20 protein-coding genes are annotated in these 18,731 nt (G+C 47.8%); 13 read left to right on the forward strand and 7 right to left on the reverse strand.

Annotation, left to right across the window (positions count from 1 at the left end; translation table 11 throughout):
* Positions 1-151: 151 nt before the first annotated feature.
* The 4 genes from aroK (at position 152) to dam (ending at position 4,193) form a co-directional block, all read left to right on the forward strand.
* Complete coding sequence (gene aroK / locus ACKLNH_RS13490) at positions 152-670, forward strand: shikimate kinase AroK (protein WP_413112784.1); 519 nt, start codon at positions 152-154, stop codon at positions 668-670.
* 24 nt (positions 671-694) lie between these two features.
* Positions 695-1,771 carry a 3-dehydroquinate synthase gene (gene aroB / locus ACKLNH_RS13495; RefSeq protein ID WP_413112785.1) on the forward strand — a complete coding sequence of 359 codons (1,077 nt, stop codon included), beginning with the start codon at positions 695-697 and terminating at the stop codon, positions 1,769-1,771.
* A gap of 11 nt (positions 1,772-1,782) precedes the next feature.
* Positions 1,783-3,300, forward strand: a complete 1,518-nt coding sequence (locus ACKLNH_RS13500; protein WP_413112786.1) for an SPOR domain-containing protein — start codon at positions 1,783-1,785, stop codon at positions 3,298-3,300.
* Between the two features lie 71 nt (positions 3,301-3,371).
* On the forward strand, positions 3,372-4,193 hold the full coding sequence (gene dam, locus ACKLNH_RS13505; protein WP_413112787.1) for an adenine-specific DNA-methyltransferase: 822 nt from the start codon (positions 3,372-3,374) through the stop codon (positions 4,191-4,193).
* Positions 4,194-4,269: 76 nt separating this feature from the next.
* On the opposite strand, the gene ACKLNH_RS13510 is transcribed toward dam, so the two are convergent.
* The gene (locus tag ACKLNH_RS13510) at positions 4,270-4,473 is read right to left on the reverse strand and encodes a DUF2970 domain-containing protein (protein WP_413112788.1); all 204 of its coding nucleotides are present in this window, start codon (positions 4,471-4,473) and stop codon (positions 4,270-4,272) included.
* An 81-nt stretch (positions 4,474-4,554) separates the two neighbouring features.
* Here ACKLNH_RS13510 and rpe point away from each other — a divergent pair, with 81 nt between their 5' ends.
* From rpe to ACKLNH_RS13550, 8 genes are all read left to right on the forward strand, one after another.
* Positions 4,555-5,229: a ribulose-phosphate 3-epimerase gene (rpe, locus tag ACKLNH_RS13515; RefSeq protein WP_413112789.1), complete on the forward strand. Its 675-nt coding sequence runs from the start codon at positions 4,555-4,557 to the stop codon at positions 5,227-5,229.
* A gap of 4 nt (positions 5,230-5,233) precedes the next feature.
* On the forward strand, positions 5,234-5,920 hold the full coding sequence (locus ACKLNH_RS13520; RefSeq protein ID WP_413112790.1) for a phosphoglycolate phosphatase: 687 nt from the start codon (positions 5,234-5,236) through the stop codon (positions 5,918-5,920).
* Between the two features lie 62 nt (positions 5,921-5,982).
* Positions 5,983-6,990 carry a tryptophan--tRNA ligase gene (gene trpS / locus ACKLNH_RS13525; protein ID WP_413112791.1) on the forward strand — a complete coding sequence of 336 codons (1,008 nt, stop codon included), beginning with the start codon at positions 5,983-5,985 and terminating at the stop codon, positions 6,988-6,990.
* A 127-nt stretch (positions 6,991-7,117) separates the two neighbouring features.
* Complete coding sequence (locus ACKLNH_RS13530) at positions 7,118-7,696, forward strand: aminodeoxychorismate/anthranilate synthase component II (protein ID WP_413112792.1); 579 nt, start codon at positions 7,118-7,120, stop codon at positions 7,694-7,696.
* 278 nt (positions 7,697-7,974) lie between these two features.
* Positions 7,975-9,189: an aspartate aminotransferase family protein gene (locus tag ACKLNH_RS13535; protein ID WP_413112793.1), complete on the forward strand. Its 1,215-nt coding sequence runs from the start codon at positions 7,975-7,977 to the stop codon at positions 9,187-9,189.
* A 90-nt stretch (positions 9,190-9,279) separates the two neighbouring features.
* Positions 9,280-10,296: an arginine N-succinyltransferase gene (gene astA / locus ACKLNH_RS13540; protein ID WP_413112794.1), complete on the forward strand. Its 1,017-nt coding sequence runs from the start codon at positions 9,280-9,282 to the stop codon at positions 10,294-10,296.
* 12 nt (positions 10,297-10,308) lie between these two features.
* Positions 10,309-11,769, forward strand: a complete 1,461-nt coding sequence (astD, locus tag ACKLNH_RS13545) for a succinylglutamate-semialdehyde dehydrogenase (protein WP_413112795.1) — start codon at positions 10,309-10,311, stop codon at positions 11,767-11,769.
* Between the two features lie 32 nt (positions 11,770-11,801).
* Positions 11,802-12,599 carry a DUF1338 domain-containing protein gene (locus tag ACKLNH_RS13550; RefSeq protein WP_413112796.1) on the forward strand — a complete coding sequence of 266 codons (798 nt, stop codon included), beginning with the start codon at positions 11,802-11,804 and terminating at the stop codon, positions 12,597-12,599.
* Positions 12,600-12,689: 90 nt separating this feature from the next.
* Here the strand turns inward: ACKLNH_RS13550 and crp are convergent, their stop codons facing one another.
* Entirely contained in the window at positions 12,690-13,322 is a 633-nt protein-coding gene (crp, locus tag ACKLNH_RS13555) for a cAMP-activated global transcriptional regulator CRP (protein ID WP_413112797.1), read from the reverse strand.
* Positions 13,323-13,581: 259 nt separating this feature from the next.
* Here crp and ACKLNH_RS13560 point away from each other — a divergent pair, with 259 nt between their 5' ends.
* Positions 13,582-13,986: an OsmC family protein gene (locus ACKLNH_RS13560; RefSeq protein ID WP_413112798.1), complete on the forward strand. Its 405-nt coding sequence runs from the start codon at positions 13,582-13,584 to the stop codon at positions 13,984-13,986.
* An 80-nt stretch (positions 13,987-14,066) separates the two neighbouring features.
* On the opposite strand, the gene ACKLNH_RS13565 is transcribed toward ACKLNH_RS13560, so the two are convergent.
* From ACKLNH_RS13565 to ACKLNH_RS13585, 5 genes are all read right to left on the reverse strand, one after another.
* Positions 14,067-14,936: a phosphoribulokinase gene (locus tag ACKLNH_RS13565; protein WP_413112799.1), complete on the reverse strand. Its 870-nt coding sequence runs from the start codon at positions 14,934-14,936 to the stop codon at positions 14,067-14,069.
* Positions 14,937-14,995: 59 nt separating this feature from the next.
* A complete protein-coding gene (locus ACKLNH_RS13570; protein ID WP_413112800.1) occupies positions 14,996-15,226 on the reverse strand; it encodes a YheU family protein in 231 nt (76 codons plus the stop codon).
* Between the two features lie 159 nt (positions 15,227-15,385).
* Complete coding sequence (locus ACKLNH_RS13575) at positions 15,386-16,360, reverse strand: hydrolase (RefSeq protein WP_413112801.1); 975 nt, start codon at positions 16,358-16,360, stop codon at positions 15,386-15,388.
* Positions 16,350-16,796, reverse strand: coding sequence for a TIGR02444 family protein (locus tag ACKLNH_RS13580; protein WP_413112802.1), 447 nt, complete (start codon positions 16,794-16,796; stop codon positions 16,350-16,352). The genes ACKLNH_RS13575 and ACKLNH_RS13580 overlap by 11 nt, the downstream gene beginning before the upstream one ends.
* Positions 16,787-18,709, reverse strand: coding sequence for an ABC transporter ATP-binding protein (locus ACKLNH_RS13585; protein WP_413112803.1), 1,923 nt, complete (start codon positions 18,707-18,709; stop codon positions 16,787-16,789). Before ACKLNH_RS13585 ends, ACKLNH_RS13580 begins: the two co-directional genes overlap by 10 nt.
* Between the last annotated feature and the right edge of the window lie 22 nt (positions 18,710-18,731).

Genomic DNA, 18,731 nt, shown 5'->3' on the forward strand with positions numbered 1-18,731 from the left:
AGATAAACAGGCTCTAGCTATTGCAAATTGCCCCTGACACCTGAGATAATTCGCGGTCTGATCACGAAATTAATTGTGAGGATATGGTGTTCCGAGCTAGCTACAGCTCGCGAGCAGACTTTTTGATTTAACCGCACGTAAATTGCTAAACATGGCTGAGAAAAGAAATATATTCCTGATAGGCCCGATGGGCGCTGGTAAAAGCACAATTGGTCGTCATTTGGCGCAACAATTACATATGGAGTTTTTTGACTCAGATACTGTAATTGAAGAGCGCACAGGTGCCGATATCAGCTGGGTTTTTGATGTAGAAGGTGAAGAGGGTTTCCGCGTTCGTGAAGAAGGCGTAATCGATGACCTAACTCAAGAGCAAGGCATTGTGCTGGCAACGGGTGGTGGCTCTGTTAAGAGCAAGAATAATCGTAACCGTTTGTCAGCTCGAGGCGTGGTTGTTTATTTAGAAACGACCATTGAAAAGCAGTTAGCGCGAACCCAACGTGATAAAAAGCGTCCGCTACTGCAAACTGATCAACCGCGCGAGGTATTGGAAGCCTTGGCTGAAGAGCGTAATCCGTTATATCAAGAAGTGGCAGATTACGTGGTACGCACCGACGAGCAAAGCGCAAAAGTCGTTGCTAACCAAATTATTAAAATGCTGGAAGAGCGTTAATTCCACTCATAAATAGGGCATACCATGGAACGGTTAAGCGTTAGTCTTGCAGAGAGAAGCTATTCAATCTTTATTGATACTGGGCTGTTCTCTCACTCGTCACTGTTTGATGTTGTTACTGAGCGCCAAGTTGTGGTGATCAGTAATGACACGGTGGCACCGCTGTATGCAGATAAGCTAGAAACCACCTTGGCTTCCCATGCTAGGAAGGTGCATCGGTTAGTTCTGCCGGATGGTGAACAATACAAAACACTTGAGACGTTCAATACGATTATGACCTTCTTGCTCGAACGCAATTTGGGTCGTGATGTGCTATTGGTCGCTTTAGGTGGTGGGGTTATTGGTGATTTGGTGGGCTTTGCTGCGGCCAGTTTTCATCGTGGTGTTGATTTTATTCAAGTGCCAACGACCTTATTGTCTCAAGTTGATTCATCGGTAGGCGGAAAAACGGCAGTCAATCATCCTTTAGGTAAAAATATGATTGGTGCCTTTTATCAGCCTCGTCGTGTCATTATTGATACTGATTGCTTAAGTACATTGCCCGCACGTGAGTTCGCGGCAGGCATGGCTGAAGTGATTAAATATGGCATTATTGCTGATCGTGACTTTTTCGTCTGGCTGGAAAATAACATGCAACGTTTAGTCGCGCTGGAGCAAGCCGCGCTCAGCTATGCGATTCATCGTTGTTGCCAAATTAAGGCGGAAGTGGTGGCGATGGACGAGCGAGAGTCGGGTGTTCGCGCCCTGCTTAACTTGGGTCATACTTTTGGTCATGCGATTGAAGCCGAAATGGGTTATGGCAATTGGCTACACGGCGAAGCTGTTAGTGTTGGAATAATGATGGCAGCACAGACTGCGCATGAGATGGACCGACTTTCTGCTGAAGATGTGCAGCGCATCGAACAATTGCTACGCGATGCACAGCTCCCTATTCATAAACCTGATACTATGACATTTGATGCCTTTATGCGCCACATGGCGCGTGATAAAAAGGTGCTGGCGGGACAGGTTCGGTTTATCTTACCGAATCAAATTGGTGGAGCCGATGTTATCGCTGGCGTTAGTGAAGATGTCTTACGTCGGGTTATCGACGCCAGTTAGAGGGTGTTGTTATGAGTGCAGCAGTATGCCTGCCGCCAGTGGAATTGGAGAGTCAAAACCACATTTTGCACCGACTGCAATTCCTCACTCGTTTTAGTTCTAACCTTATTCAAGTTACTGGGCCCGAGGGGGCCGGTAAGTCTTTTATTTCCCAACAATATCTTAGCCATTGGGCGTTTCCTCAGTCTCGAAAGGCACTGTTAATTTGTCATCCTCAACAGAGTGATGAACAGCATCGACGGATCTTATTAGAGCAATTGTATCGCGGCGCGGTATTTAATGAACAAGACAGTTTGGCGCAAAGTATCTGCCATTTGCACTCGCCGCAGGCTGAAAAGCTGCTGCTGGTTATTGATGATGCGCATCGACTAAGTCCAGTTCTCGTCGCCGAGTTATTGGCGTTAGTACAAGAGGTACAACGTGATGGTGTTGGGCAGGTCAATGTCTTACTGTTTTCGTTAATGGGGCGATTGGATAAGTATTTAAGCCAAGCCTCACATGGACAGGGTATGTTGCCTGTCGAGGTGGAGTTACTCCCATTCGACGAGGCAGAAGCACACCACTTTACTGAACTAATGTTGACGCATTTACGCTCCGACGCAAATGTGCGACGCATCATTAAAATGCAACTTGCAGCTACCGCTGCCTTCCCCGGCTCCATTATTGGACTACTTCATCAGGAGAAAGTAGAGATGTCAACGTCGTCATCGCGTTCATTGTCTTCACTTGCATTACTATTTACCTTGCTGCTTATTCTCGGTGCTAGCGTGGTGTTTTGGTTTTTCCCAACCAATGGTCAAAGTGACCCACAAGTGATATCGGTACTTGATGAAGATGGGCCGATGGAAATAGATAATGTGAAAAGCCAGCCGGGTAACTCAGTTGCGCTGCCGGACTTTAAAGAGACAAAACCAACCACTTCTACCGTCATCGTTGATGGTGTCGAAGATACCAAACCGATGCCACCGGAGTTATTTAGCGATGGAATGACTGTTGGGCGTAAAGATGATCGCGATCGGGTTGTTTTGCCTGGTGAGGTGGTGGACTCGATCATCACTGAGCAGGAAATGGGAGGAGATGGGCGTTTAGCTGTTGCGACGAGCATTGAGCAACAGATTAAGCCTGCTATAGAAGCCGTAACGCTGGATGTAGATGAGGCGTTAGCAGCGCAAGTGAGCGAGCAAGAAGCTGTTGTTGTGGATGAGATGGCAGCAGATCCCGTTGAGCTAGTCCTTTCTGACGCTGAGCTAAGTGCGATTGCACCATCTAACTATGCATTGCAGTTAGCGGCGATGCGCTCGTTATCTGCTACCGCGCAGTTTATTGAGAGTATTGAAATGTCGGATGATGCCAGTGTGTACCAAACGCTGCGCAATGGTGAAACTTGGTATATTGTGGTGACAGGCGCATATGCAAGCGTAGAGCTGGCAAGAACAGCGATAAATAGACTGCCAGCCAAAGCGCAAGCGGTGCAGCCTTGGGTAAAGGCTTACCGTCAGATTCATACTGAGATAGAACAAGTAAATTAACGCTGAGAGATGGTGAAAAATAGGGTACAATCCGCCTCCTTTTGTGTTTTGTTGGTGGTGGAAGAGCTTAAATGAAAAAGCATCGCGCATTCCTGAAGTGGGCTGGCGGCAAGTATTCGCTGGTTGAGGACATTCGTCGCCACCTTCCCGAGTCAACGAAATTGATTGAGCCATTTGTCGGTGCTGGCTCCGTGTTTTTAAACACGGACTATCAGCACTACTTATTGGCGGATATTAATCCAGATTTGATCAATCTGTATAATATCGTTAAACATGACTCTGAGCGTTTTATTGAAGACGCTCAAAAGATGTTTACCCCTGAATATAATCAAAAAGAGACTTATCTCGCGATTCGTAAAGAGTTTAATCAAACTCAGGATCCTTATACGCGCTCGCTTTACTTTTTATACATGAACCGCCACGGCTTTAATGGCTTATGCCGTTACAATAAGAAAGGTGGTTTTAATGTTCCATTCGGTTCATATAAGAAGCCGTATTTCCCGCACCGTGAGTTGGAATTTTTTGCCGAAAAGGCGAAACAAGCAACGTTCATTTGTGAAGGGTACACTGAAACCTTCAAACGCGCCCGTAAAGGCAGTGTTATCTACTGTGATCCACCGTATGCTCCGCTATCAACAACGGCTAATTTTACCTCTTATGCTGGGAATGGTTTTAGCTTAGACGATCAAGCGCGATTGGCAGACTGTGCAGAAGAGGCGGCGAGACGTAAGAAAATTCCGGTGTTGATCTCAAACCATGATACGGCGTTAACTCGTCGGCTCTATCATGGTGCCGATCTCTCTGTGGTAAAGGTGAAGCGTACGATTAGCCGTAATGGCAGCGGTCGCAACAAGGTTGATGAGTTGTTAGCGCTATTTTCTCCTCAAGAATAATTATTCATCTATCTACCTACCTCTTCTTATCGGTATGTTAGGCCAGTACTATCGTGGAATAGACTGGCGATGTTGCCTATCCGCTGATGACATACTTCACAATCTGAACCAAGCCGAGCGTGAAGAAAGCGATCATCATAATGCCGATCACAATATATGGAATGGGGCTGTGTTGGTTGAAGTCGTGTTGTCGCTTTTTATCGGATTGCACACCAATCAACGCAGCGAAGACGCTGAGCATTATCTGCCACCATCGTGATGACTTTCTATTTTTGTCCATGACGAGAGGGTATCCTTTTTGTTGTGATATCGGGTAGAATTGCGCCACGAAAACGTATGCCTACCCTACAAGAGACCAGACATGAAAGATTTTCTTATTGCGCCATCCATATTATCTGCCGACTTTGCCCGTTTAGGCGAAGACGTTGAAAAAGTACTGGCTGCCGGTGCAGACGTGGTGCATTTTGATGTAATGGATAACCATTACGTACCCAACCTAACGTTTGGTGCGCCAGTATGCCAAGCGTTACGTGATTATGGCATCACTGCACCAATTGATGTACACCTAATGGTCAAGCCTGTCGACCGTATCATTCCTGATTTTGCTAAAGCAGGCGCGAGTATGATTACGTTTCATGTTGAAGCATCTGAGCACGTAGATCGTACCTTGCAGCTCATTAAAGAACACGGCTGCCAAGCCGGGCTTGTGTTTAACCCGGCAACACCATTGCATGTCTTGGATTATGTGATCGATAAAGTGGATTTGATTCTACTCATGTCGGTTAACCCAGGATTTGGCGGGCAGTCATTTATTCCAGGGACGTTAGATAAGCTGCGCGAAGTGCGTCGTCGTATCGATGCGTCGGGCCGTGATATCCGTTTAGAAATCGATGGTGGAGTGAAGGCCGATAATATTCGTGAGATTGCAGAAGCAGGGGCGGATATGTTTGTTGCAGGCTCGGCCATCTTCAATCAGCCAGATTACAAAACGGCGATTGATGAAATGCGTGCAGAGCTCGGCAAAGTCAACGGATAATACGATGTCAATTGAAGGGATTCGTCTGATTGCATTTGATCTTGATGGTACGCTGCTTGATAGCGTACCTGATCTTGCGATTGGCTTAGATAGGGCGTTACGTGCGTTCTCCTTGCCGGGAGCGACAGTCGAGCAGGTTAAAGCGTGGATAGGCAATGGTGCTGATGTGCTCGTTGCACGTGGAATGAGCCAATCGTTAACCCCAGCAACCGATCTTGACAGTGCTTTGCATGCTCAGGTGCGTAAAGCCTTTGATGTTGAATACTCTGCCACAGGGCATCGAGGGACGGAGCTATATCAAGGGGTTAAATCAACACTAGCGTATTTCTATGAGCAAGGTTTTACGCTTGCCTTGGTCACCAATAAGCCCTCCCAGTTTGTGCCTAAAGTGTTGGCGCAGCAAGGTATCGACCACTTTTTTAGTGATGTTATTGGTGGTGATACGTTAACAGAGAAGAAACCTAACCCAATGGCACTTCATTGGTTACTGGAAAAGCATCAGTTGTCTGCTGAGCAGCTATTGATGGTTGGCGACTCCAAAAATGATGTCTTAGCGGCTAAAAACGCGGGTTGCCCGGTGATTGGATTAACGTATGGGTACAATCACGGCGAGCCAATCTCGCAAAGTGAACCAAATATTGTCCTAGAACACTTTAGTCAGCTGCGCGATACCGTTAAACTAGGACAGTAGTACAGTTTGGGTGTTTCCCAGCATAGAAATGATTAGCCAAAATAAACGAAATAGGAACTTGCATGACTAAACCCATTGTTTTAAGTGGCGTCCAGCCTTCTGGTGAATTAAGTATTGGTAACTATCTGGGTGCGTTGCGTCAGTGGGAACAGATGCAAGATGACTATGATTGCCAGTATTGTGTTGTTGATTTACACGCAGTGACAGTACGTCAAGATCCAAAGGCGCTATATGAAGCGACCTTGGACGCATTGGCTATCTGTTTAGCCGTTGGTGTAACCCCAGAAAAAAGCACCCTGTTTGTGCAGTCCCATGTACCAGAGCATGCACAATTAGCTTGGATACTAAACTGCTATACCCAGATGGGTGAATTGAGTCGTATGACGCAGTTTAAAGATAAGTCGCAACGTTACGCAAATGACGTTAACGTTGGCCTGTTTGGTTATCCAGTGCTGATGGCGGCGGATATCCTACTTTATGGCGCCAATCAGGTTCCAGTTGGTAGCGATCAAAAGCAACATTTAGAACTGGCGCGTGATATCGCGACACGCTTTAACAACATCTATGGTGATACCTTTGTTGTGCCTGAACCATACATTCCAGAAGTGAATGCACGTGTGATGAGCCTGCAAGATGCGACTAAAAAGATGTCAAAGTCGGATGATAACCGCAAAAACGTGATTACGTTGCTGGAAGATCCGAAGTCTATCATTAAAAAGATCAACAAAGCACAAACGGATACCGAGACGCCACCACGTATCGCATACGACATCGAGAACAAAGCTGGCATCTCTAATTTGATGAGCCTTTACTCTGCCGCAACAGGGCAAAGCTACGCTGAGATTGAAGCGCAGTATGCGGGTGTGGAAATGTATGGGCCATTTAAGAAAGACCTAGGGCAGGCGTTAGTAGCGATGCTCGAGCCAGTACAATCGGAATATCAACGTATTCGTGCTGATCGCGCGTATATGGATGAAGTCATGCGTTCGGGCGCTGAAAAAGCCTCAGCTCGAGCAGCAGAAGTACTGAAGAAAGTCTACGCTGCGGTGGGTTTTGTTCCACGCCCATAATCGCAGGAACATGCCAAGATAAGCCACGCGATTGCGTGGCTTTTTTTATACCAGAGTGAAACCCTTGCCTTTCTGTGTGGAGTCTGCACAATATGCGCTTCTCTAAAAGCCAGGCATTGTGGTGTGTATGCTCCTGATAATTGATAACTATGACTCGTTTACTTACAACCTATATCAGTACTTCTGTGAGTTAGGGGTTGACGTAAACGTGATACGTAATGATGAGATTGATCTGGCAGGAATAGAAGCTCTCGCTCCCTCTCATTTGGTGATATCCCCAGGCCCTTGTACTCCAAACGAAGCCGGCATCTCACTCGATGCCATTCGCCACTTTGCTGGGCGATTACCCATCTTGGGTGTCTGTTTAGGGCATCAGTCAATTGCACAAGTGTTTGGTGCCGATGTGGTTCGTGCTCGCACTCCGATGCATGGTAAGACATCACCGGTTTATCATACGGATAGCGGGCTATTTTCGGATTTGAACTTGCCTGTTACCGTTACGCGTTACCACTCTTTGGTGGTGGAAAACTTACCCGATTGCTTCGATATAACCGCTTGGACGGTGAACGAGGAGGGCGAGCCGGCGGAAATTATGGGTATTCAGCATCAAACGCTGGCACTGTGTGGCGTGCAATTTCATCCAGAAAGTATTTTAACCGAGCAAGGGCATGAGCTACTTGAAAACTTTCTGCGCATGAAAAGCTGATCATTATCACCTTTCAAACATCTTCTCTCTCTTTTCTTGTTTTATAGATAAAAGAAAGATTATGCATCTTTCTTTTACAGACATTTTTCTCATCCTAAGAAGAAACTTACTCTCTTCTCTTTATCTTGTTGCCTTTTTTTTGTTAATCTGCATAAAAATACATATTTATTGACTTTTTAGTCTTTTTGGCTCGTCACTGTTGAGACAATGCACATTGAAGTGATGGAAATAAGGTAAATACTGATCGTAAGCCAGCGATACAGGTAAGGAGAAATAAGATGGAACAGCCGATAAAAAGAAGCCTGTTTGATGAGGTGATGGTGCCTTGCTATGCACCAATGCAGATAATCCCTGTACGCGGTGAAGGTGTGAATGTGTGGGACCAAGACGGTAGCCACTATCTTGATTTCGCCGGTGGGATCGCGGTGAGTTGTTTAGGGCATTGTCATCCAGCGATGGTCAAAGCATTGCACGAGCAGAGCCAAAAGTTATGGCATGTCAGTAATGTAATGACGAACGAGCCAGCTTTAGGTTTGGCGCATACCCTGACCTCGCTGAGTTTTGCTGATAAGGTCTTTTTCGCCAATTCAGGCGCAGAGGCCAACGAAGCGGCACTGAAGTTGGCACGTCGGGTGGCGGTGGAGCGTTATGGTGAACAGAAATCAGAAATTATTGCTTTTAAGCAGGGCTTTCATGGGCGTACTTTCTTTACTGTCACCGTCGGTGGACAAAGTACTTATTCGGATGGTTTTGGCCCTAAACCGCAAGATATTACACATATTACCTATAATGACTTAGACGCATTTAAAGCAACCATCTCTGACCAAACTTGTGCTGTCATTATGGAACCATTACAGGGTGAAGGGGGGGTTATTTCTCCTGATTCGGCATTCATTGCCGGAGTCAGAGCCTTGTGTGATCAGCATAATGCGTTGTTAATTTTTGATGAGGTGCAGACGGGGAACGGCCGAACGGGTGACTTTTATGCCTACCAGGGGATTGGGGTAACGCCGGATATATTAACCACGGCGAAGTCGCTCGGGGGAGGGTTTCCGATTGGAGCGATGCTGACCACCGACGCACTAGCACAGCATTTTACCGTCGGTACGCATGGGTCAACTTATGGGGGCAACCCTTTAGCGTGTGCCGTCGCTCAAGCGGTGGTTGATATTACCAGCACGTCAGAGGTGCTAGATGGCGTGAAGGAAAGAGAACAGTGGTTCCGTCAAGGGTTGGCGCGGATCAATCAACGGTTTGGGCTATTCGAAGAGATCCGTGGCAAAGGGTTACTGTTAGGAGCGGTTCTTAATGCGGACTGGCAAGGTCGGGCGCGTGACATCTTAGTCTCGGCAGGGGAGCAAGGCTTATTGGTGCTCGTCGCTGGGCCAAATGTGGTGCGTTTTACGCCATCATTAGTGATCACGCAAGAAGAGGTTGAGCTGGGGTTAGAGAAACTAGAAGCTGCTATCGCTAAACTGGTGGAGGCGGGGTAGTCATCCCGTTAGTTAAAGGCAACGTTGTTGGTGAGCTGAAGTGATTAGGTGTGATTTGAGGATGTAAAACAAAACGACGGGAGAGAGGCCATGTTAGTGGTACGACCGATAATGGAAAGTGATTACCCAGCGCTGTTAGCGTGTGCTAAGGCGTCGGGACACGGTTTTACGTCACTGCCAGTCAGTGAAGAGTTACTGCGTAATCGAATTGCTCACTCGGTATACAGCTTTACCAAGCAGGTCACTCAGCCCGGCAATGAAGGTTATTTAATGGTCGCAGAAGAGACGGAGACAGGGGAGGTTGTCGGAACAACGGCGATTGAAGCTGCGATAGGGCTTGATGTGCCATTTTATAGCTACCACCTCTCTAAGGTGGTGCATGCGTCACCGAAGTTAGGGGTACATAATGTTGTAGAGGTACTAACGCTGGGTAATCACTACACGGGGTGTACTGAGATCTGCACCCTTTTTCTAAAGCCAGCGTGGCGTCAGGGTTTAAACGGCAAGTTAATGTCTAAATGCCGTTTTTTACTGCTGGCTGAGCACCCTGAACGCTTTTCCGACACGGTGTTTGCGGAGATGCGCGGGGTATCAGATGCCGAGGGAAATTCTCCATTTTGGGCGTGGCTGAAGGAGCATTTCTTCTCGATAGATTTTACATTAGCGGATCATTTAACCGGCATTGGCAAGAAAGGGTTTATCGCCGATTTAATGCCGAAGTTACCGATCTATGTCAACTTGCTGAGTCCAGAAGCACAGGCCGTGATAGGGCAAGTGCATAGCAACACGCTTCCCGCGCTACGTTTGCTCGAACAAGAGGGCTTTTCGTGCCGTGGCTATGTCGATATTTTTGATGGTGGTCCGACGGTAGAGTGTGCGCGTCGACATATTGAATCGGTGCGGCGCTCATTTCGGGCTAGTGTGGATATTGGTGAGCACAATAGCAATCAAGACTACTTGTTGTGTAATGGTCGTTTTGAAGGCTTCCGCGCCACGGTTGCCAAGGTGGCACTCGATTCGGAGTCGAACCGTGCAATTATGTCAGCGGCTGTTGCGCAAGCATTGCAAGTTGAAGCGGGCGATAGCGTCCGCTTGTTGGCTGTCTAGTAAGGAGTCAAGATGACGACACATTATATTGATGGTGCATGGGGTCCTGGTGTTGGCGAGCCTTTTCACTCCCTCAATCCGTTTACTCAGGCAGAAATATGGCACGGTCATGCCGCTGATGATAACCAAGTTGAGGCTGCGGTGACGGCAGCCCGCAAAGCTTTTCCGCTTTGGCGAGCGTTACCGCTGTTGGATCGTTTTGACTATTTATCCCGTTTTGCTGATTTACTGGAAATGCGCAAAGCGGAGTTGGCGGCGCTGATCGCGACAGAAACGGGAAAACCCTTGTGGGAAAGCTTAACGGAAGTGGTAGCAATGAAAGCCAAGATTGCCATCTCTTTGCAGGCGTATAAAGAGCGCAGCGGCGAGACAACCCATCAGCTCTCCGAGGGGCGCACGGTGTTGCGTCACCGTCCATTGGGAGTCTTGGCGATTTTTGGTCCCTATAATTTTCCCGGACACTTGCCGAATGGACATATTATCCCCGCATTGTTGGCGGGCAATACTGTGGTGTTTAAGCCGTCGGAGTTAACCCCACAAACGGCCGAATATATCGTGGGTTTGTGGCACGAGGTCGGATTACCTCGTGGGGTGCTCAATTTGACTCAAGGGCTAATGCCGACAGGTCAGGCTCTAGCCGGAAGCCCGAATATTGATGGGTTGCTATTTACTGGCAGTGCACGAACTGGGCATCTATTGCACCGCCAATTTGCTGGTCAGCCAGAGAAAATGCTAGCGTTGGAGATGGGGGGAAATAACCCTTTGGTGGTGACCACGGCATGTGGTGATATTGGCGCTTGTGTCGATACCATTATTCAGTCGGCTTATTTGAGCGCAGGGCAACGTTGCACCTGCGCTCGGCGTCTTTATATTCCCTATGGTGATGTAGGCGAGCGACTATTGACTACACTGATAGAGGCAGTAAGGAAAATTAAAGTTGGCGACCCATTTGACATGCCTGCGCCCTTTATGGGGCCGATGATATCCATAGATGCGGCACAAGCCATTATGCAGGCGCAGCAAGTGTTACTTGATATGGGGGCGACACCATTGGTGAAAGCGAGCCAGAGACAGGCGATCTTAACCCCTGCCTTACTCGATGTGACAGCTATCGACGCCTTGCCAGATGAAGAGTATTTTGGGCCATTACTGCAGGTGATTCGTTATCACACTTTTGATGAGGCGATAACAATGGCGAACCAGACTCGGTTTGGTTTGTCGGCTGGACTGCTCTCAACGGACGATGCGCAGTGGCATGAATTTATCGAACAGATCCATGCTGGGATTGTTAATCGAAATCGTCCACTCACGGGAGCCAGTAGCAGCGCCCCATTTGGTGGCCCAGGCGCGTCAGGTAATTTACGCCCTAGTGCCTACTACGCTGCCGATTATTGTGCGTACCCAATGGCGTCACTGGAAGCGGATCATGTGCAACTTCCTACACCACGCCTGCCGGGGTTATCCGACGAATAGGCCTGCTCGAAACGAGCGGCGACGGAGGCTTTATGTATCAAAGGATGTTTGAGTTGCTGTGGCAAGATTACGTTGAGCGTTTATGCCCATCGGCACAGAAGGTGCATCATTTACTGAGTGAGGGGGAGCCTTTACGCAATGATCACATTGCATTGCGCACCTTTAACTTGCCAGAGGTTGGTCTGGATGTGATTGCCGCGCCTTTCATTGCGATGGGCTATGTACATAGCGGTGAATACCACTTTGAACAGAAGAAACTTTATGCGGCACATTTTGAGCACCCTGATCCTCAAGCGCCAAAAGTGTTTATTAGTGAATTGCTGGTTGGGCAGTGCTCATGTGAGTTGCAACAAGCCGTACGGGCGTTGGTCGGCCAACTAAAAGCGCCACTTCCCCTGCACAGTGAGGTGCTGCAGCTAGGGCGTCCATGGTCACTGCCGTTGGATACCTATCAATTACTGGCGGCAGAGAGTGAGTATGCCGCTTGGGTTGCAGCCCATGGCTATGGGGCTAATCACTTTACCGTAAGTGTGAACCAGCTATCGACATTTGGTGATTTAGCGGCACTCAATTATTACCTTATGGAAAATGGCTTTGTTATTAACAGTGCAGGGGGAGAAATAAAGGGCTCAGAGAAAGTGATGCTGGAGCAATCTGCAACGATGGCTGATAAGGTGTTAGTGACGTTTGATGATGGTGAGTTGATGATCCCAGGTGGCTTTTATGAGTTTGCCAAGCGTTACCCTGATGGAAGGGGGAATTTGTATCATGGCTTTGTCACGGCATCCGCAGATAAGATTTTCGAGAGCACTTACAGTGTGACATCATGAGGGTCGACAACAAAAAAGCCAGTAGTTATGCACTACTGGCTCTTAAAACTGTCAGCGTACTTTAAGACGAGACATTACATCATGAGATGATTAACGCGTACCGTATACCACGATTGTTTTACCGTGTGCAGAGATTAGATTCTGCTCTTCTAGCATCTTCAAGATACGACCAACGGTTTCACGCGAACAACCAACAATTTGACCAATCTCTTGACGAGTAATTTTGATCTGCATGCCGTCTGGGTGAGTCATAGCGTCAGGTTGACGAGCAAGATTCAACAGAGTTTGTGCAATACGGCCAGTTACATCCAAGAATGCAAGGTCGCCAACTTTTTGGCTGGTGACTTGAAGACGGTTTGCCATCTGTGCAGATAGACGCATTAGGATGTCTGGGTTGACTTGGATCAGTTGACGGAATTTCTTGTAAGAAATTTCTGCAACTTCACAAGGTGACTTCGCTCGAACCCATGCTGTACGCTCTTGACCTTCTTCAAATAGCCCTAACTCGCCAATGAAGTCTCCCTGATTAAGGTAAGAAAGAATCATCTCTTTACCTTCTTCATCTTTGATAAGAACTGCAACAGAACCTTTTACGATGTAGTAAAGGGTTTCACCCTTTTCGCCTGCATGAATCAAAGTACTTTTTGATGGGTACTTATGAATATGACAATGAGATAGGAACCATTCTAAAGTTGGATCAGTTTGCGGTTTACCTGGAACCATATAAATAACTTCCTCTGCGTTTGTTGCCCTACAACGATATCCTTATAATTGAGGGGTAACTCAATGAATGCGGTGCGTTGTCTAGGATTACGAAGCCCGTCGCACAAATGCTGGCGTGCTTGCTAATTTTGTCCATTGAGTTTACCGTGTTTTGGCGCTCATTTCTTGATATAGATCGATCAGAAATGAGCATTTATTAGTCATAAGTGTGCACATGATCACACACTGACGAGATAGTTGGCATTTGCGGGAGAGTAGTATGCAGTCACGCGTGAAATGGGTAGAAGGAATGACGTTCTTAGGGCAGTCAGATTCTGGTCATAGTGTTGTAATGGACGGAAATGGTGGAGAAAAAGCCCCAAGCCCAATGGAGCTAGTATTGATGGCGGCGGGCGGCTGTAGCTCCGTCGATGTGGTTGACGGGCTAAAGAGTGCTGGTCAGCTTGTTAGTGGTTGTGAGGCGACATTAAGCTCAGCTCGTCGTGATGTTGCGCCACGTTATTTTACCGCGGTGAATGTCCATTTTATCGTCATAGGGCATCAGATTGACTCCAGTATTGTAGAGCGTGTTGTCGCTGAATCATTAGAGAAGTATTGCTCGGTTTGTTTAATGCTGGGTAAAGGCGTCGAAATGACCCATTCCTATGAGGTGATTGAGGCATAACCCACCGGAAAAGGCGAGGGGAGCCATCTCCTCGTTAACCAGCGCAGCATGACTGTCTTGCGGCACCAGCATTAAACGGGTTAGCCGACTTTGCCTGTTTCGATGAGGTTGTGAATTAACGGGCGCATGATTAGCTCCATCGCAAAGCTCATTTTTCCGCCAGGGACAACAATGGTATTGTGCCGTGACATAAATGATCCTTGTATCATGGAAAGCAGGTAAGGAAAGTCGACGTTTTTAATGCCTCGAAAGCGAATCACAACAAAGCTCTCGTCCAAGGAGGGGATGCCTTTTGCGTTGAGAGGGTTTGATGTATCGACAGTGGGGACGCGCTGAAAGTTGATATGCGTGCGTGAAAACTGTGGCGTGATATAACTCAGGTAGTCGTCCATGGAGCGGATAATTGACTCCGTTACGGCTTCGCGTGAATGCCCTCTGTCACGTGTGTCTCGTACAAATTTTTGAATCCACTCTAAGTTGACAATAGGTACCATGCCAATGAGCAGGTCGACATGTTGAGCAACATTGGTTTCGCCATCAACAATCCCACCATGTAGCCCTTCGTAAAAGAGGACGTCACTGTTGTCAGGGAGTGTTTGCCACGGGGTAAATGTGCCTGGCATCAGGTTATAAGGGACTGCCTCATCAAACGTGTGCAAGTAGCGGCGGAACTGCCCGGTGCCACTCTCACCATATTGGCGGAAAAAGCGTTCGAGTGCTTCAAAATCATTGGCAGCAGGGCCAAAGTAGCTGATGTGGCGCCCCTGCTCTTTAGCTTTGCGAATTTCGATATCCATTTCTGGGCGAGTAAAACGGTGAAAGCTATCCCCTTCAAGCCAAGCAGGCGTTATCTGCATCATATTAAACATTTTTCGAAACGCTTCTGACGTGGTGGTCGTTCCTGCGCCGGATGAGCCTGTTACCGCGATAATCGGATGCTTTGCAGACATATTTGGTCCATTTTATTCACATGGGTGAAGCATGTTATTAACAGTTTGGGCGGATAATATCAAGTGTCTGCAAGACTTCTGAGATCGCGGCGAAGTTTTATATCGACGCTTTCATGTAATTCAGAGTAAACAATGACCGCTTCGCCATTCTGCAGTAAGCCTTTTAGATTTGCGACTTTTTGGCTAAGGCTGAGTTCGGATTCACCGTAGTCGGTTCCTTCGCGTAAGGCGTAGTTTTCGAGTAGGTTATCGAGGGTTTCTGGATCGATTTGTTGCCAAGGTATAATCATGTTGAATGTCGCCATTAGAAAACGGAAGAATGGTATCACTTAACAGTGTGGTTAACAGTGCGTTGATTACCGCACATGTTGAGCTTCTCATCGTAGTTGGTATTGATAACTTACTTCATTGTATAAGGTCAAGGTTTGGCAGTGGTTAAGGTGCTGGGTTTAGACTGAATAAGCGTTAAACCAGAATGGTACCGTCTGCTCTAACCAAAACACTGGCCGTAACACAGAGCCAGTAATAAAGCCTACATGACCACCGTGAGAGAGCAGCTGATACTCAATATTTTCTGGAAGCTGTGTTGTCGCCGGGATCACCGCTTCATCCATAAAAGGATCATCACTAGCGTGAATAATGCGTAGTGGTTGTGTGATGCGGTGCAACTTGTTGATACCACTGCACTGTTGATAGTAGTCATCGGCACTGTGAAACCCATTCAGTGGGGCAGTGACCTTGTCATCAAATTGCCAGAGGTCAGGCAGGGCGGATATGGCTGCGGGTGACAGAGTAAAGGCCTCTGGGTGGCGCGCGGCTTTATAGGCCGCGTTTCGTTTGAGTGAACGCAGCAAGTAGGTTTGATAAACCTGAGAAAAGCCGTGTTGAATACGGTTAGCGCAGCTGCTTAAATCCAATGGCGCAGAGATAACTTGGGCTGCATCGATGGCCGATTCGGATTGGTACTGCGCGAGGTAGTTGATAAGCATGTTCCCCCCCAGCGAGATCCCAACCGCAAATACTTGGCGTTGAGGGTGGTGGCGACGTAGCCATTGCAACACAAAGCGGGCATCTTTGGTTTGCCCGGAGTGGTAACTTTGCGGATAGTGATTTGGTTCACCACTACATCCACGAAAATGCATCATGACCCCGAGCCAGCCTTGCTGAGCAGCTGCATGCAAAAGGCCGTTGGCATAAGGACTGTAAAAACAGCCTTCTAAACCGTGGAAAAGGACAAATAGCGGCGCGTTTGGCGCCACTGTTTCAGCGGTCCACGCAAGGTCAATAAAGTCACCATCCGGTGTCGTGAGCCGTTGAGTGCGCGGCACAAACAAAGCTTCTCGGCGAAGAAATCGAGGTAACAAGGTTTGCAGGTGCGGGTTGCGAATCCCCTTGGCAGGACGAAAGTGATGACTATGAACCATACAAGCCTTTAATGAGCGGTTCTGCACCAAGCTGCAAGCAGTAGTATGCTAAGTTGCCGGGCTGTGCGTCGGCGTCATTTTGCGCGAGGCGAAAGGCTTCGACAGTACGGAGCAGATCTTCTTGTTGCTGCTGCTCCAACTTGAGTTCAAAGTTGAGAAGTTGCTGGTAGCCCGTTGACTTTAACTGTGACTTCAGTTGCTTGCGCATTTCACGATAAGGCAAGATTAAGGTCTGGCTCGATTCCAGTGCGATAATCAACGTTTGAATCTGCTCTTCGTTTAAGAAGACCTTTTGTTGATCAAGGTAAATCAACAGCAGGGCAAGATTAATATTGCCCTGATAATGATTTTGCAAACACAGACAGGCATGCTTCACGCCATTGCGTTGATAATGTGCAATGCCAAATTGCCAGAATTGATCTGCGGTTATTTGCATGTATCTCGGAACTCCTGCTCCATGCTCTCTAATTGCTCAGTTAGATCCATCCAAGCCATTTCGGTCTCTTCGAGTTGACGCTTCAGATCGGCTTGCTGCTGTAAGCATTCAGTCAGCTTACTTTTGTTCTCTGCGATATAGATATTGCTATCAGCTAGCGCACTTTCGCAGTTATCCAATTTTTCGGTGAGAGATTCTAACGTATCATCCAATTTACTTAACTGTTTACGCAAAGGGGCGGTTTGTTGACGAAACTCTGCCTCTAAACGTTTTTGCTCTTTGCGTGACAGCCCCGCGCTCTTGTCTGCCGCGGGTTCGACTTGCTGCTCTTTACGATCGTTGCGTTGCTGCTCTGTTAGCCACTTGTAGTAGTCGTCTAAATCGCCGCTAAATGGCTCAACACGACGGTCATGAACAAGATAGAGATCATCGGTGGTTGCACGCAATAAATAACGGTCGTGACTGACAATGACCATCGCCCCTTCATAGGATTGCAGTGCTAATGTCAGTGCTTGACGCATATCCAGATCCAAGTGGTTAGTCGGCTCATCGAGCAGTAACAAGTTTGGCTTTTGCCATACGATCAAAGCCAGTACCAGGCGGGCTTTTTCACCACCAGAAAACGGACCGACTTTCGCTAAGGCTTTATCACCATTAAAACCAAACGAACCAAGGAAGTTGCGCAGTTCAAGTTCCCCTTTGTCGGGTGCTAAGCGACTTAAGTGTTCAATCGGCGAGTCGTCCATGCGCAGTGTTTCTACTTGGTGCTGTGCAAAGTAGCCAATTTTTACCCCTTGCGAGTAGGTAAGCTCGCCCGCTTTCTCTTTCAACTCACTCGATAGTAGCTTGATAAGCGTTGATTTACCGGCACCATTGCGTCCCAGTAATCCAATACGACTGCCAGGCACTAGGTTTAAGCGTATATGTTCTAAAATCAGGGTCTCATCGTAACCCGCAGCCACCCCCTCCATCATCAAGATTGGGTTAGGAAGTGCGTTTGGCTCACGGAAAGTGAAGCTAAATGGGTTATCAAATTGCGCTGGAAGTACTTTTTCCATCCGTTCGAGTGCTTTTAAGCGGCTCTGTGCCTGGCGGGCTTTACTGGCTTTGTAGCGAAAGCGATCGATATAGGATTGCATGTGCGCCATCTGCTTCTGCTGTTTGTCAAAGCTGGCTTGTTGCTGTGACAACCTTTCGGCACGCTGTTTCTCAAATGAGGAGTAGTTGCCGGTGTACTCATTCAGGCGTTGCGCCTCAACGTGAATAATCCGATTGACAACGGGATCAAGAAAATCGCGGTCATGGGAAATGAGAATCAATGTGCCTGGGTAACTTTGTAGCCAACGCTCAAGCCACATGACTGCATCGAGGTCGAGGTGGTTGGTGGGTTCATCGAGCAGTAAGAGATCCGAGCGGCAGATAAGGGCTTGGGCTAAGTTAAGACGCATGCGCCAGCCACCTGAAAACTGGGTTAAGTTCCAACCCATTTGCTGTTGTGAAAAGCCAAGGCCATTCAACAGTTCAGCAGCACGAGCGCGGATCGTATAGCCACCAATGACTTCTATTTTGCCATGTAGCTCTGCCGCCAGTGTGCCGTTATGAGCCGCATCGGCAGCCTTTAGCCGTTGTTCTAGATCGCGGTATTCACGATCACCGTCAATAACATATTCAATCGCTTCACGCTCCAGGGCTGGGGTCTCTTGGGCCACCCAAGCTAACTCCCAATTAGCAGGGTATTGGCAGGAGCCTGCATCGATAGACAACTCATGTTTAAGCAGCCCGAATAGGGTGGATTTGCCACAGCCGTTTTTACCAACCAAGCCAACTCTGTCACCAGGGTGGATCGTGGCAGATGCTTGGTCTAGCAAAATATTGCCGCCACGCAGCAGTTGAATATCAGAGATGGTGATCATGGTTGTTCGGGAAGCCGCTCCG

The sequence above is a fragment of the Thaumasiovibrio clandestinus genome (genome assembly GCF_047250365.1).
Lineage (GTDB): Bacteria > Pseudomonadota > Gammaproteobacteria > Enterobacterales > Vibrionaceae > Thaumasiovibrio.